General features: G+C 76.7%; 9 protein-coding genes. 6 read left to right on the top strand and 3 right to left on the bottom strand.

The window, feature by feature from the left end; translation table 11 throughout:
* The first annotated feature begins 180 nt into the window (after nucleotides 1–180).
* The 3 genes from ACIQBJ_RS31655 to ACIQBJ_RS31645 all read left to right on the top strand — a co-directional run bounded on the left by ACIQBJ_RS31655 (nucleotide 181) and on the right by ACIQBJ_RS31645 (nucleotide 4,711).
* On the top strand, nucleotides 181–840 hold the full coding sequence (locus ACIQBJ_RS31655) for a TetR/AcrR family transcriptional regulator (protein WP_400717511.1): 660 nt from the start codon (nucleotides 181–183) through the stop codon (nucleotides 838–840).
* A 170-nt stretch (nucleotides 841–1,010) separates the two neighbouring features.
* A complete protein-coding gene (locus ACIQBJ_RS31650) occupies nucleotides 1,011–1,643 on the top strand; it encodes a hypothetical protein (protein ID WP_400717508.1) in 633 nt (210 codons plus the stop codon).
* Between the two features lie 140 nt (nucleotides 1,644–1,783).
* Complete coding sequence (locus tag ACIQBJ_RS31645; protein WP_400717506.1) at nucleotides 1,784–4,711, top strand: hypothetical protein; 2,928 nt, start codon at nucleotides 1,784–1,786, stop codon at nucleotides 4,709–4,711.
* A 7-nt stretch (nucleotides 4,712–4,718) separates the two neighbouring features.
* On the opposite strand, the gene ACIQBJ_RS31640 is transcribed toward ACIQBJ_RS31645, so the two are convergent.
* Nucleotides 4,719–5,129: an SSI family serine proteinase inhibitor gene (locus ACIQBJ_RS31640; protein WP_400717502.1), complete on the bottom strand. Its 411-nt coding sequence runs from the start codon at nucleotides 5,127–5,129 to the stop codon at nucleotides 4,719–4,721.
* A 158-nt stretch (nucleotides 5,130–5,287) separates the two neighbouring features.
* Between ACIQBJ_RS31640 and ACIQBJ_RS31635 the strand changes: the two genes are divergently transcribed.
* Nucleotides 5,288–5,983 carry a 2-phosphosulfolactate phosphatase gene (locus ACIQBJ_RS31635; RefSeq protein ID WP_400717500.1) on the top strand — a complete coding sequence of 232 codons (696 nt, stop codon included), beginning with the start codon at nucleotides 5,288–5,290 and terminating at the stop codon, nucleotides 5,981–5,983.
* Between the two features lie 7 nt (nucleotides 5,984–5,990).
* Here the strand turns inward: ACIQBJ_RS31635 and ACIQBJ_RS31630 are convergent, their stop codons facing one another.
* Both ACIQBJ_RS31630 and ACIQBJ_RS31625 read right to left on the bottom strand, forming a co-directional pair.
* Nucleotides 5,991–7,307 (bottom strand): MFS transporter, encoded by a 1,317-nt coding sequence (locus ACIQBJ_RS31630; protein WP_400717498.1) that lies wholly within the window; start codon nucleotides 7,305–7,307, stop codon nucleotides 5,991–5,993.
* 90 nt (nucleotides 7,308–7,397) lie between these two features.
* Nucleotides 7,398–8,063 (bottom strand): peptidylprolyl isomerase, encoded by a 666-nt coding sequence (locus tag ACIQBJ_RS31625; protein ID WP_400717496.1) that lies wholly within the window; start codon nucleotides 8,061–8,063, stop codon nucleotides 7,398–7,400.
* 255 nt (nucleotides 8,064–8,318) lie between these two features.
* On the opposite strand from ACIQBJ_RS31625, the gene ACIQBJ_RS31620 reads away from it, so the two are divergent.
* Nucleotides 8,319–11,588, top strand: coding sequence for an FtsX-like permease family protein (locus ACIQBJ_RS31620; RefSeq protein ID WP_400717494.1), 3,270 nt, complete (start codon nucleotides 8,319–8,321; stop codon nucleotides 11,586–11,588).
* On the top strand, nucleotides 11,585–14,302 hold the full coding sequence (locus tag ACIQBJ_RS31615) for a hypothetical protein (protein ID WP_400717492.1): 2,718 nt from the start codon (nucleotides 11,585–11,587) through the stop codon (nucleotides 14,300–14,302). Before ACIQBJ_RS31620 ends, ACIQBJ_RS31615 begins: the two co-directional genes overlap by 4 nt.
* Nucleotides 14,303–14,370 lie beyond the last annotated feature (68 nt).

The following is a 14,370-nucleotide window of genomic DNA, read 5'->3' as shown; positions in this document are numbered from 1 at the left end:
CTTCCCGGGTGCGCGGCGCGGCGCGGCACGGCGCCGGGGCGCACGCAGTCTGAAACGACGGGTAGTCAGATCGGTGCTACTCGACGGTAGGGAGGCTCCGGCGGCCCTGACAAGACGTCGGTGGGCGACAATCGGGGCGCGGGGCACCACCCGCCGTGCCGGGCGGGGCGAGGGGGACGGATGGGGCGGGCCGGAACGGACGGCGACGGCGGCGGGACGTACGGCGGGCGCTCGGCGCGGGAGCGGCGGGAGGAGCGGCGCGAGCGCTTCCTGGCGGCCGGGCTCGCCCAGTTCGGCGACCGCCCGGGCTACCGGCGCGCCTCGGTGGCGGGGCTGTGCGAGGCGGCGGGGCTGTCGACCCGTCAGTTCTACGAGGAGTTCCGCAACCTGGAGGAGGTGCTGGCCCGGCTGCACCTGGCGGTGAACGACCAGCAGGAGCAGGCCGTGCTGCGCGCCCTGGCCGGGGCCGCCGGGCTCCCCTTCGAGCAGCGGATCGCGGCCGTGCTGCGCGGCTACGTCACGGCCGTCGCCGAGGACCCGCGCCGGCTGCGGATCACCTTCGTCGAGATCGTCGGCGTCAGCGCGGAGCTGGAGCGGCAGCGGCTGGTCCGCCGGGCCCGCTGGGTGGACCTGCTGCTGGCCGAGGCGGCGGCGGCGGCCGACCGGGGCGAGCTGGCCCCGCGCGACTTCCGGATCGCCGCGACCGCCTTCATCGGCGCCGTCAACGGCCTGCTCCACGACTGGATCGCCGGCCAGGTCGAGGCCACCCCGGACCGGATCGTCGCCGAACTCACCGCCCTCCTGCTCGGCGCCGTCCGCCGGCCCGGGCCCGCTTCCTGATCCCGCGCCGACCCGCACCGGGCCCGCTGCCGGATGCCGAATGCCCGCTGCCCGCTGCCCGGCGCCGCCCATCGCGCCGCCGCCTTCCTGATGTCTCGTCAACTCACCCTGAAAAAAGGAGGGTTGATCAAGCCGGGCGGCGGACATGGACGGTGAGGGGGTGGTGGTCCGTGGATTTCGTGGACGTCCTCGGTCAGGTGGCGGTGGCGTTGTTGGCCGGGTCGTCGGTGGTGCGGGTGTGGGTGCGGGAGGGGCCCCGGCCGGGTGACGTGTTCTCGGGTTTCCTGTGGTCGGCCGCGGCCGTGGCGCTGGGGTGGGGCGACGGGCCGCTCTGGCTGTCGGTGCTGGGGTGGACGGGGGCGGGGCTGACCGTGCTGGCGCTGCTGGTGCCGGTGATCGGGGCGGCGGTGAGCCGGCCGCTGGTCGAGGTGGACCCGGTGGAGTTCCGGGCCCGGCTGCTGGCGCTCGGGGACGGGGCGGGGCCGCCGGACGCGGTGCTGCTGGGGGTCGGGCCGGACGGCACGGTGACGGTGTGGGGGCTGGAGGCGCACGGTGTGCCGCGCCACCGGCACCGGCCGGGGCCGGGGTGCGCGACCTGCTTCCTGGAGGGCGTGGTGGCCGAGCTCGCGGACAACGGCCCGGAGGTGGTCGAGGAGTACCGCGTCCTGCTGCGGCACCGCGCGAACCAGCTGTTCCTGCTGGAGCGCGGCGTCATCTCGGGCCGGTGGACGGCGGGGCTGCGCCCGGTGCGGGGGCTCAGGGCCCCGTTCGAGCACTCCCCCTGCTCCGTGCACCGGCTCTGACGGCGCCCCGGAACCCCCAACGGTCCTTCCGCGTCCCTGTGTTCGGTGTCGGGACGCGGGTCTACACTCGCGGTCTGACGTCGGATCAGGCCCGGCGCGGCGCCTGCCGCGGGGGTGGTGGCTGCTGCGGGGGGTGGCTGGTGACTTCGGGCTCGGTGCGGGGCGGCGCGGGGATCGGCGGGGTGCGGACCACCGCCAAGTACGAGGTGGACGCGCTGGTGCAGGACCTGGTGGCGCAGTTCAGCGGCGCCCGGCTGCCGATGCCGGTGGTGGTGCTGTACGCGGAGGACGACGACCCGGTGCTGGACGCCGAGGTGCGGGCGGTGGTCCGCTCGGTCCAGGAGGCGCAGGAGGCCGGCGACCTGCCGCACCGGACGGTGCCGCACACGGCGGGCGGCGATCCGCACGAGAACGCGGTCGGCATCCTGGACGGGCTGGCGAAGGGCCCGTGGGCGCGGCGCGGCCCGTCCTGGTACCGGGGGTACCCGGCGCCGCGGTCCCGGCTGGTGGCGGCGATCGAGGCGGCGGTCCGGCACGTGCTGGACGATCCGGCGGCCGGTCCGGCGGCGGGGCGGGCGCCGGAGGACCTGGTGGAGCCGGTGCTGGCCCGGCTGCGCGACCTGCACTGGCGGCCGGAGCCGCGGACGGCGGGCGGCGAGTTGCAGCGGCTGCTGTCGCCGGTGCTGAACTCGACCACGCTGATCGGCGCGTTCGTGCTGGCGGCGCTCACCAGCCTGCTGACGCAGGCGACCTGGCAGCTCGTCACGGCGGTGCTGCTGGTCGCGCTGGCGGTGCTGGGCGCCAGCGGCTGGGTGCGGCGCAACACGGCGCCGCTGTCCTGGCTGGGGTCGGCCAGCCGCTGGTTCGCCACCACGACCTTCCTGGCGGCCTCGGGGCGGCAGGCGGCGGCCTGGTCGCTGTGGCGGCCCCGGATGTCCTGGGACGTGACGCAGGCCCGGGCCCGCGAGGTGGCCGGGGAGATCCTGAAGGCCCGGCTGCCGGGCACGCCGCCGGAGGAGCGGGACCGGGCGCAGCAGTTCCACCTGCAGTTGCGCACGCTGGCGCTGCTGGAGGACCTGCGCTGGGCGCACCGTTCCTGGGCGCCGGACGCGCGGGGCCGCAAGCGGCGGGTGCCGCCGGTGGTGTTCGTGCCGCGGGCGGACGCGGACGGCGGGGCGCTGCGGGTGCTGGGCGCGATCTCGGACGTCCGCAGCCGGCGCAGCGAGCAGGACCCGCTGCTGGTGCTGGCGGCGGTGGCGCACGCGGACGTGGCGGCCTGGCTGCTGGACGAGCGGACGGCGCCGGTGAACGTGCACGCGGTGGGGGCGCGGCGCGGCCCGTACGAGGACTGGGTGAGCGACCTGCGGATCCGTCAGGCGCCGAGCCGGGGGCGGGCGTTGGCGTGGACGCTGCCGGTGCGGCTGACCAGGCTGCAGTTGCAGGCGGGCGAGACGACCCGGCTGGCGCCGGTGCCGGTGCGCGGGTCGGGGTGGTTCCTGTGGTCGCGCTGGACGCTGCTGCTGGTGATGGTGCTGCTGGCGGGGGCGGCGGGGCTGCGGGTGCAGCAGTTGGGCGGGCAGTTCTGCGAGGCCCGGCTGGTCGGCTCGAACCCGGACGCGGTGTGGCGCACCGACCCGGGCGGCACCCGGGAGTGCGTGGGCGTGGCGACCGGGTCGGTGGGGTTCGGCACGGACGGCGGCATCCGGTTGAACGGGGAGCTGCCGGGGACGGCGTCGGACCGGACGGGGGCCGGGGTCGGGGTGGGGTCGCTGGAGGAGGCGGTCCGGCGGGAGAACGAGCGGGTGGCGGCGCTGCCGGACGTCCGGTTCGTGACGGTGGTGTACGCGGGGTCGCTGACCACGGCGGCGGGGCAGCAGGGGCGGGCGCTGAACAGCCTGAAGGAGCTGGCGGGGGTGTACCTGGCGCAGGTGCGCAACAACGCCGGCGACCCGTTGAAGATCAAGGTGCTGGTGGCCAACGGCGGCCAGGACATGTACTTCCAGGCCGACATGGTGCGGCGGATCGTCGACCTGGCGGCCCGCGACCGCTCGATCGCGGGGGTGGTGGGCCTGGGCCGGGACACGGCGGACAGCGGCAGCACCCTGACGCTGCTGCAGCAGGCGGGGCTGGCGGTGGTCAGCACCACCAATTCGGCCAGCTACCTGGCCCGCGACCACGTCAACTACTTCGGTCTGGCGGCCACCGACGAGGAGGAGGCGGCGGCGCTGCGGCTGATCGTGGACGGGCTGGCGACGCCGCCGGACGACCGCTGGGCGGCGGTGCTGACCAGGGTGCCCACGCCGGACGACCGGTACAGCGCGGAGCAGGCCCGGTACGGTTCGGCGATGCTGACGGGCGCGGGCTACCGGCTGATCACCGGCGGCCCGATCGAGTACGGCCTGACCAGCAACGGCGATCCGGACTACGAGAGCGCGCTGGCCGCGACCTGCCACGGCGGGCACCCGCCGGCGGTGCTGTACCTGGCGGGCCGGGCCGACGACGTCAACCAGCTGATGCGGCGGCTGTCCGACGACAAGGGCTGCGCGGGGAAGCTGGCGGTGCTGACGGGCGACGACCTGACGAAGGCCCAGTTCCGCACCGGCGGCACCGGGATCGCCCCGCAGGCGACGCTGTACTACACGGCGCTGTCGGACCCGGCGACCACGGCCCGCGGCTCGGACCTGGCGGACACCGCGGCGAGCGTGCTGGGCCTGGCGCCGCGCGGGGCGGGCGGCAACCCGTACGAGGACGACGTCTTCTCGGACGGTTCGCTGGCGCTGGCCTACGACGCGACGGCGGCGCTGCAGGCGGGCGCGGCGAAGGCGGGGGCGTCCCAGCTGAACGGGACGGGGTCGGTGATGGCGGCGCTGCGGGCCGTGCAGTTGAACAACCGGGCCACGGGGACGGTCGACCTGCGCGAGGCCGCCCCGCTGGCGACCGGGACGCAGCCGGGGCACGGCATCCACATCATCCGGGTCCGCCGCGACCCGCAGGGCGTCCCGGTCACCGAGCACCTGTGCGGGCGGCCGGCGGGCGAGACGGCCCCGCTGGGCGGCTGCGTGCCCTGACGGGCCGTCAGCGCTGGTCGGGCAGGACGGGGACCAGGTGGTCCCAGCGGGCGCTCTGGCAGCCGTCGGCCCGGCCGTAGGAGGCGTCGACGGGGCGGCCCTGCCAGCGGCCGGTGACGTGGGCCCGGGCGGGGCCGCCGTAGCGCATCGAGCAGATCTCGTCGGCGGGGGGCGGCGCGAACGGGTCGCCGCCCTGCCGGGTCAGCGCGTCCAGCCGGGCGCAGGCCCGCCGGGCCTCGGGGTGGCTGCCCCCGGCGGGGTGGCACTGCAGGACGGACGTGCCGTCCCCGTCCCGGCCGTCGGTCACCGTGACGGTGAGCCGGTCCCCGACCCTTCCGGCGGCGGCCGCGGGCAGCACGGACGGGCAGAGGGCGACGGCGGCGAGCGCCAGGACGACGGCGGAGCGGCGGAACGCCATGGGGGGCACCTCTCGGGCGGGCGGACGGGCGCGGACCGTAGGCCCAACGCGCCGCGCCCGCCCGGGTCACGCCCGCGGGGCCGAACGGGGGACGGCCGGGGGCGGACCGGCCGCAAAACGGGGTGCGGCGCGGACGGGCCGGGCCCGATCATGGGCGGATGGATGCGCGTTTCCTCGGGATGCCCGAGCTGGCCGAAGTCCCTCCGGTGGCAGTGGTGGTGGACGTCATGCGGGCGTACACCGTGGCGGCGTGGGCGTTCGCGCGGGGGGCGGAGCGGATCGTGCTGGCCGCGTCGCTGGAGGAGGCGCTGGCCCTGAAGGAGCGTCACCCCGACTGGGTCGCGCTCAAGGACGGCGCGCCCGCGCCCGGGTTCGACGCGGTCAACTCCCCCGCCCTGCTGCGCGGGGCGGACCTCGCCGGGCGGACGGTCGTGCAGAAGACCACGGCGGGCACGGTCGGGGCGCTCGCCGTCCGGGACGCCCCGCTGGTGCTCTGCGCCTCCTTCGTGGTGGCCGGGGCCACCGCCGCGGTGCTGCGCGAACGCGGCTGCGAGAGCGTCACGTTCGTGGTGACGGGCGAGGACGGCCGGGCCGAGGAGGACCTCGCCTGCGCCGAGTACGTGGCCCTGCGGGCCGCCGGTGCCGCGCCGGACCCGGCGGGTTTCCTCCGCCGGGGCGCGGAGTCCCGGGCCGCCGCCGAACTGGCGGCGGGCGTCCGGGCGGGGTCGCACCCCGAGGACGTCGCGCTCTGCCTGGAGCTCGACCGCTTCCCCTTCGCGATGGCCGCGACCCCGGAGCCCGCCCCGGACGGCTCCCCGCTCATGGTGCTGCGCCCGTACCGGCCGACGGCCTGACGCCCCGTCACTCGGGGACCGCGGGCGCCTCGTCCGTCCGCGCCCGCGGAACGGCGGCGGCCGTCCCCTCCTCCGGTTCCCGCTCGCCGCGCCGGAGCCGGGGCGTGCTCGCGGCCACGGCGGCGACCGCGGCGAGGCAGAGCAGGCCGCCGGTGACCAGGGCGGTGGTGCCGGAGGTCGCGCCGGCGACCAGGCCGGCCCGGAGGTTGCCGAGTTGCGGGCCGGCCTGGCCGACGACGGTCTCGGCGGCGGTGACCCGGCCGAGCAGGGCGTCGGGGGTGCGGGTCTGCACGAGGGTGGTGCGGCAGAGCACGGCGATCGAGTCGGCGGCGCCGGCCGCGGCGAGCAGCGCGAGCCCGGTCCAGGCGGAGCGGGTGAGGCCGAAGGCGGCGAGCGCGGCGCCCCAGAGCGCGGCGGAGCCGAGCATCACGGGGCCGGGGCGGCCGAGCCGGGTGACGGGGCCGGAGAAGGCGGTGGCGAGGACGCCGCCGACGGCGAGCGCGGACAGGAACAGGCCGAGGGTGCGCGGGTTGCCGCCGAAGCGTTCGTCGTTGACCAGCGGGAACAGTCCGGCGGGCATCGCGAGCAGGGTGGCGGCGAGGTCGGTGAGCAGCGCGCCGCGCACCACCCGGTGGCCGCCGAGGAAGCGCAGCCCGTCGAGGACGCCGCCGAGGCCGGGGCGGGCCCGGCCGCCCTCGGGGGGCATCGCGGGGAGCGCGAAGGCGGCGGCGAAGGAGACGCCGAAGCTGAGCGCGTCCAGCAGGTAGCAGGTGCCGACGCCCCAGCGGCCGAGGACGAGTCCGGCGGCGGCGGGGCCGAGCAGCATCATGGCCTGGCCGGTGGCCTGGTTGAGGGCGAGCGCAGCGGCGACCTGCTCCTCGGGGACCAGGCGGGGGACGAAGACGCCGGCGGCGGGGGCGCCGAGCGCGCCGAAGCCGGACTGGGCGGCGACCAGGGCGAGCACGGCGGCGACCGGGACGTGGCCGGTGAAGCCCTGGACGGCGAGCAGCGCGGAGCACGTCGCCTGGCCGGCGTTGGCGAGCAGGTAGGCGCGGCGGCGGTCGGTGCGGTCGGCCCAGGAGCCGGCGAACAGGCCGATGCCGATCATCGGGAGGGCCTGGGCGAGGCCGACGGCGCCGCTCCAGGCCGGGCTGCGGGTGGTCTCCCAGACCTGGTACATGACGGTGACCATGGTCATGAAGGAGCCGAGGGTGGAGACCGTCCGGCCGATCAGCAGGCGGCGGAACGGCGGGGAGCTGCGCAGCGGCCGGACGTCGATCAGGGAGCCGGTCAGGGAGCCGGTCAGCGACCGGAGGGGCTTCACGAGCGGGTGCGGGAGGCGGGCATCCGCAGACCCTAGCGCACCCGGGCCGGGCCCGGCCCCCGCCGCCGGTGGCGGGGGCCGGGCGGGCGGTCAGTGCTTGGAGAGCGAGACGTTGCGGATGTTCACGGGCAGCGTCGGGTAGCCGTCGCCGGGGCCGTTCTGGTCGTCCTCGCCGCCGGCGGCGATCTTCTGCAGGACGTCGAGTCCGGCGGTGATCCGGCCGAAGGGGGTGTAGTTCGGGGAGAGCTTGGTGTCCTTCCAGACGATGAAGAACTGGCTGCCGTTGGTGTTCGGGCCGGCGTTGGCCATGGCGACGGTGCCGGCGGGGTAGGTGGCGCCGGTCAGGTTCTCGTCGGGGAAGGAGTAGCCGGGGCCGCCGCTGCCGGTTCCGGTGGGGTCGCCGCACTGCAGGACGTAGAGCCGCTGGGTGGTGAGGCGGTGGCAGTGCGTGCGGTCGTAGTAGTCGTGTTCGGCGAGGAAGCGGAACGAGAAGGTGGTGCAGGGGGCCTGGTCGGTGAGGGCCTGGAAGGTGATGTTGCCCTGGCCGGTGCGCAGCGTGGCGCTGTAGGGCTTGGCGGCCTTCTTGGCGTCGAACACCGGAATGCCCTTGAAGTTGTCGGCGGGCACGGCCGGGGTGTAGGCGCAGTTCACGGCGGGTGCGGCGGCGGGTGCGGCGGCCGCGGTGCCGGTGGTGGCGAGGGCGAGCGGCAGGGTGCAGGCCGCGGCGGTGAGCAGGGCCCAGGTCTTTCGGTGCATTCGACGGCTCCCGGAATTCGGTCCGAATTGGCAAGGACCTGCCATGCATGCCCGTCCGGACGCTTTCCACACGCCTTCCGCCCCTCGCCCTCCCCTTGTTCCGGCCCGAAACACCGTGCGCGCGAATGCGCGGAACCGGCTGCCGGAAACATCCTTCGCGCAAGACCCTTTCCGTAAACCCATTCGATCTGACAACATCGTCCGCTATCCGGTGATCAACGGGGCCGGGGAACAGAACAACGGGGGAAGGTACCGATGATCGGCTTCGTCGTGCGCCGACTGCGCGGGCGACTGCCGCTGGCAACTGCTGCCCTGCTCACGGTGTTGATCACCACCTCGGTGCTGACCGCACTGGTGGCGTTCGACCGGGGGGCGGAAGAGGCGGGCCTGCGGCGCTCACTGGAAGGGTCGGGGCTGTCCCGGACCACCGCGCTGGTGACCGGGGACCGGGCCCTGGGCGACCGGGCGAAGGACGACGCCGCGGTCGCGGACTTCGCCCGCGAACTGTACGGCGGCCTCCCGACCGCGGTGTCGAGCGTCGCCCGCAGCCGTTCCTACGGCCTGCCGCAGGCCCCGGGGCAGTCCCAGCCGGACCTGACCGTGCTGGCCGCGGTGGACCGGGAGCACACCTCGCTGCTGTCCGGCGCCTGGCCGAAGGCCCCGTCCGGCGGCGCGGCCGGCGGCGCGGCCGGAGCGGTGGAGGCCGCGGTGCCGCAGAACGCGCTGCCCGGCCTGCACCTGGAGGCGGGCGCGCTGCCCGCGCAGCTGAAGCTGACGGACCGTTTCACCAACAAGCCGCTGACCGTGACGGTCACCGGCGTCTACCGGGTCGACGACCAGTCCGACCCGTACTGGCGCACCGACCCGTCGGCGGGCCGCGGTGTGCAGGTGCTGGCGTACACCACGTACGGCCCGCTGCTGGTCGACGACGCCGTCTTCACCTCGGGCGCGGTGGCGCAGGGCGCCCGCAGCTGGCTGGTGCGGCCCGACCTGTCGGCGGTGACGCCGGAGCGCGCCGCGGAGCTGCGCGACGGGGCGGCCGGCGCGGTCGACGCCCTGCAGCAGCGGACCTCGGTGCTGGCGACCACGGACTTCCCCGCGCTGCTGGACGAGCTGGCCTCGGACGCCCGGGTGGCCCGCTCGACCCTGCTGGTCGGCGCGCTGCAGCTGGTGGTGCTGGCCGGCGCGGCGATGCTGCTGGTGGTGCACCTGCTGGCGGACCGTCAGGCGGCCGAGAACCAGCTGCTGGCGGCGCGCGGCGCCTCCCGGCGGCGGGTGGGCGGCTTCGCGGCGGCCGAGGCGGTGCTGCTGGCGCTGCCCGCGGCGGTGCTGGCGCCGCTGCTGAGCCCGCTGCTGCTGCGGCTGCTGGCCGGTGACGGCCCGCTGGCCGACGCCGGGCTGGCGGCGGACTGGATCGTCTGGCCGGTCGCGCTGCTCTGCGCGGTGGGCTGCGTGGTGCTGACGGCGCTGCCCGCGCTGCTGCGCTCGGCGGGGTCGGCGGTGCTGCGCCGGGCCGGGCGCCGGCAGGCGGCGGTCTCCTCGGTGGTGCGCTCGGGCGGTGACGTGGCGCTGCTGGTGCTGGCGGTGGTCGCCTACCGGCAGATGGCGACGTACTCGGGCACCGGCGCCACCGACCGGGTCGACCCGATCCTGGTGGCCGCGCCGACGCTGGCGCTGTGCGCGGGCACCGTGCTGGTGCTGCGGCTGCTGCCGTTCGCCGCGAAGCTGGGCGAGCGGCTGGCCCGCCGGGTGACGGGCCTGGGCCCGGCGCTGGCGGGCTGGCAGTTCTCGCGCCGGCCGGGCCGGGCGGCGGGGCCGGTGCTGCTGCTGGTGCTGGCGGTGTCGATCGGCATGCTGGCGATCGGCCAGCACGCCTCGTGGACGGCCTCGCAGCAGGACCAGGCGTCCTTCAACACCGCGGGCGGCCTGCGGATCTCGTCCTCCTCGCTGCCCTCGGCGGGCCAGGGCGGCACGTACGCGGCGCTGCCGGGCGGCGACCGGCTGGTGCCGGTGGCGCGCCGGGACGTCCCGCTGCCGCACGGCGTGTCGGGGACGGCGCTGGTGCTGGACGCGAAGGGCGCGGCGGAACGGGTGACGGTCCGCCCGGACCTGCTCGGCGACCGGACGGCGCGGCAGGTGTTCGGCCCGATGGCCTGGACGCCGGGCGGCGGCCTGCCGCTGCCCGGCACGCCCCAGCGCCTGGAGTTGGACGTGCGCAGCACGCTGACCTCGGTGACGTACCACTCGGACGCGTTCGACAACAGTCCCTCGCGGGTGCCGCTGGCGATGTCGCTGCTGCTGCGGGACCGGTTCGGCGTGACCTACCGGGTGGTGGTGCCGGAGATCGCGGCGGGCGCGGCGCAGCGCGTGTCGGTGGATCTGACGACGCTGTCGGGCGCGCCGGCCGGCCGGCCGGCCGCCCCGCTGGTGCTGGTCGGGGTGATGCTGGACGCCTCGTGGGCCTCGGTGCACGAGTTGAGCGGCGAGTTCGTGCTCGACCGGGTCGCGGCCGCCGATGCGGCGGGCGCGCCGGCCGTGCCGGTGGCGGCCCCGGCGGGGCTGGGCTGGTCGGTGGCGCTGAAGGACAGCCGGGGGCGGCCCGTTCAGGCGGAGACCGGCTCGGCCGAATCGTCCGCGGGCGACGGGCACCTGTTGAAGGTGGCGTACCGGACCACTGCCCCGGGGGACCCCTCCTGGCGGTTCACGCTGGTGCCGACCGGCGGGGCGGGCCTCGGCGCCGCGCCGACGCTGACGGCGGTGGCGACCACCTCCTACCTGGAGGCGATCGGCGCCTCGGTCGGGCAGAGCATCCCGGTGCAGTTCGGGACGGCGAAGCTGGACGTCCGGGTGACGGCCGCGGTGGCGGCGCTGCCGACGGTGAGCGGTCCGGCGGTGGCGCTGGACCTGGCGTCGGTGAACCGGCTGATGGAGGCGCAGGGCGAGCCGGCCCTGACGGCGTCCGAGTGGTGGCTGCCGGCCTCCGGTCCGGGCGACGACACGCCGCGGCGGGCCGCGGCAGCGCTGAAGGACGTCCCGTACGCGCAGCAGTTGCTGGAACGGGACGCGCTGGCGGACACGCTGCGCGGCGACCCGCTGGGTTCGGCCCCGCAGTCGGCGCTGGCGGCGCTGGCGGTGGCGGCGGCGCTGCTGGCCGCGATCGGTTTCGCGGCGTCGGCGGTCGGCGCGGCGGCGGAGCGGGCCGGCGACTTCGCGGTGCTGATGGCGCTGGGTTCGCCGCGCCGGGTGCTGCTGCGGACGGTGGCCGCGGAGCAGGGGGTGCTGGCCCTGCTGGGGCTGGGCACCGGTCTGCTGCTCGGAACGCTGCTGGTGCACCTGGTGGTGCCGCTGGTGGTGCTGACCCCGACGGCGGCGAGGCCGCTGCCGGAGGTGCTGGTGCGGCTGCCGCTGGGCCAGGTGTCCCTGTTGGCGGCGGTGGTGGCGTTGGCCCTGGTGGTGCCGACGCTGCTGGCCGGCCGCCGCAACCGTGATCTGACGGCCCGTCTGCGGCACGTGGAGGAGATGTGAGTACCCCGGACACGGTCGCGCCCTGGGTTCCGACCCGGCTGCGGGCGACCCCGGCGGCGGCCTGGCTGGCGGCGGCGCTGGTCCTGGTGTCGGTGTTCCTGGCGGCGGCCCTGCCGCGCGCCCTGGACCGCAGCGCGGACAGCGCGCTGCGCGCGCACCTGCGGTCCGGCGACAAGGACGGCTCGGTGGTGTCGGCGGTCTCGATGCGGCTGGCGATGAGCCCGAAGGACGACTTCGCCGAGAAGCTGGACGTGTTCGCCCGGACCATGAGCGGCGCGGTGCAGGCTCCGCTGGTCATAGCACCCGGCGGGGCGGTCTACGGGACGAACACCGTGGACGGCCGCGACCTGGACAACCCGGAGCTGCCGCGTCCGATGGGCAAGTCCCCGGTGCTCGGCCTGAGCCACCTGCACGCGGTGGACGGGCAGGCCGCCCTGACGGCGGGCCGCTGGCCGGCGAAGGTCTCGGAGGGCGCGACGACCGACTTCGAGGTGGTGCTCTCGGAGCAGGTCGCGGCGAAGTTCGGCGTGTCCGTGGGCGCGGTGCTGGACGCGGGCGGGTCGTCGGCCACCCGGTTCCGGGCCACCGTGGTCGGCGTGTTCCGGCCCGCCGAGGCGGCCTCGTCGTTCTGGTCGGGCACCGACTGCCTGCTGTCGGCGTGCCTGGCCACCTCGGGGGTCGGCGGCGACAGCGTGGACTACTGGAAGGCCTCGGCGCTGATCGGCCCGGAGGAGATCGGGAACGTCCTCGGCACCTGGTCGGCGCGTCCGCCGCAGGACTTCGTCCGGGTGCCGATCGACGTGTCGGGGGCGCGGGCGGACCAGGTGCCGCAGCTGCGGAAGGCGCTGGGCACGCTGACCGGCGGTCCGAAGCTGACGGACCTGCAGAACGCCTCCGGCCGCCGGGACCTGGTGATGCGTTCGGGTCTGCCGACGCTGCTGGAGGAGGCGCAGCAGCGGCAGGAGGCGGTGGCGCCGCTGACGGTGCTGGGCCCGGCGGGCGCGGCCGGGGTGGCGCTGACGGTGCTGCTGCTGGCGGCGGCGCTGGCGGGTGAGCGGCGGGTCGGCGAGCTGGCCCTGCTGCGGGCCCGCGGCGGCTCCCGGTCCGGGGTGCTGCGGCGGCTGCTGGGCGAGAGCGCGGTGACGACGCTGCCGGCGGCGCTGGTGGCGACGGTGCTGGCGCTGGTGCTGCTGCCGACGCCGCGCTGGGGCGGGGCGCTGCTGTGCGCGGCGGTGGCGACGCTGGTGGCGCTGCTGGTGTTCCCGCTGCGGGCGGCGCTGTTCCCGGACGCCGGGCGGGCGGGCGGCCGCCGCCGGGTGGTGGCGGAGCTGCTGGTGGTGCTGCTGGCGGCCGCGGCCGCGGTGGCGGTGCGCCAGCGCGGGGTGGCGCCGGCCGGGGCGGGCGTGGACCTGCTGCTGGTGTCGGCCCCGCTGCTGATCGCGCTGGCGGGTGCGGTACTGCTGGCCCGGGTGCTGCCGGCGGTGGTGCGGCTGGCGGCCCGGGTGGCGGCGGGCCGGCGGGGGGCGGTGGGTTTCCTGGCGCTGACCCGGGCGGCGGGCCGCGGGGAGCGGCGTCCGACGCTGCTGCCGCTGCTGGCGCTGATGCTGGCGGTGACGACGGCGGGCTTCGGCGGGACGCTGCTGGACTCGGTGGACCAGGGCCGGCTGCGGGCGGTCCGGGCGGACGCGGGCGCGGACGCCCGGGTGCTGTCGGACTCCCCGCTGCCGGCCGGGTTCGCGGCGGCGGCGGAGCGGTTGCCGGGCGTGAGCGGCGGGCTGTCGGCGTGGACGGACCGGGAGGCCTCGGTCGGGACGGCGGACTCGGGTCTGCTGTCGAACGTGGCGGTGATCGTGGTCGATCCGGTGGAGTACGCGGAGCTGGCCGACCGCAACGGCCGCGGCGGGTTCGACCCGGCGCTGCTGGCGGGCGGCGGCCCGGACTGGGTGCCGGCGCTGGTGACGCCCGCGCTGGCCTCCCGGCTGGACGACGGGTCGCGGTCGCTGCACACCAATCCGTGGTCGCTGACGTTCCGCAAGGTCGGGACGATCACCGGCGGCCCGGCGCTGGGCCGGGGCGAGGCGGTCGTGGTGCCGGCCCGGCAGAGCATCGCGCTGGTGCCGCAGTTCGCGACGGCGAACCTGTGGCTGGGCACCGGCTCGGTGCACGCGGACGCGCTGCGGTCCCTGCTGCAGCAGTTGGACCCGCGCGCGGCCGAGAAGGGCGCGCACTACGGGGTCCGGTCCGCGCTGGACGAGGCGGCGGCGCTGGCGGACAACCCGATGCAGCACGCGGCGGCGAAGGTGTTCCTGTCGTCGGTGGCGGCGGCGGGCGGTTTCGCGGTGCTGGCGGTGCTGCTGACGCTGGTGCGCTCCGGTCCGGAGCGGGCCGCGCTGCTGGCGCGGCTGCGGACGATGGGCCTGCGGCCCCGGCAGGGGCTGGCGGTGATCCTGCTGGAGTCGCTGCCGACGGCGCTGGGCGCGGCGGTGGCGGGTGCGCTGCTGGCGCTGGGCGCGGTGCTGCTGCTGGGCCCGGCGGTCGACCTGTCGGCGCTGGTGGGCGTGGTGACCTCGGAGCGGATGGCGCCCTCGGTGCCGACGGTGCTGGGGCAGGCCCTGGTGCTGCTGGCGGTGTTCTCGGTCACGGTGGTGGCGGAGGCGCTGGTGTCGGGCCGTCGGCAGATCGCCGCCGAACTGCGGGCGGGGGACGAGCGGTGAGTCCCCGGTTCCGCGAAGAGCACGGATGTACCCCTGATTGCCCGTCGGGCACCGGATTGCGAGCGGGA

Origin of the sequence: Kitasatospora sp. NPDC088391 (assembly GCF_044753345.1) — a bacterium.
Classification (GTDB): Bacteria; Actinomycetota; Actinomycetes; order Streptomycetales; family Streptomycetaceae; genus Kitasatospora.
The sequence above is the reverse complement of the archived record's forward strand: the minus strand, read 5'-3'. Positions and strand labels throughout refer to the sequence as shown.

Excerpts from the sequence above, each read along its gene's own strand:
- ACIQBJ_RS31640 (WP_400717502.1), bottom strand. The coding sequence starts at position 5,129 with ATGGCGTTCCGCCGCTCCGCCGTCGTCCTGGCGCTCGCCGCCGTCGCC.
- ACIQBJ_RS31625 (WP_400717496.1), bottom strand. The coding sequence starts at position 8,063 with ATGCACCGAAAGACCTGGGCCCTGCTCACCGCCGCGGCCTGCACCCTG.
- ACIQBJ_RS31635 (WP_400717500.1), top strand. The coding sequence starts at position 5,288 with ATGGATGCGCGTTTCCTCGGGATGCCCGAGCTGGCCGAAGTCCCTCCG.
- ACIQBJ_RS31655 (WP_400717511.1), top strand. The coding sequence starts at position 181 with ATGGGGCGGGCCGGAACGGACGGCGACGGCGGCGGGACGTACGGCGGG.
- ACIQBJ_RS31620 (WP_400717494.1), top strand. The coding sequence starts at position 8,319 with ATGATCGGCTTCGTCGTGCGCCGACTGCGCGGGCGACTGCCGCTGGCA.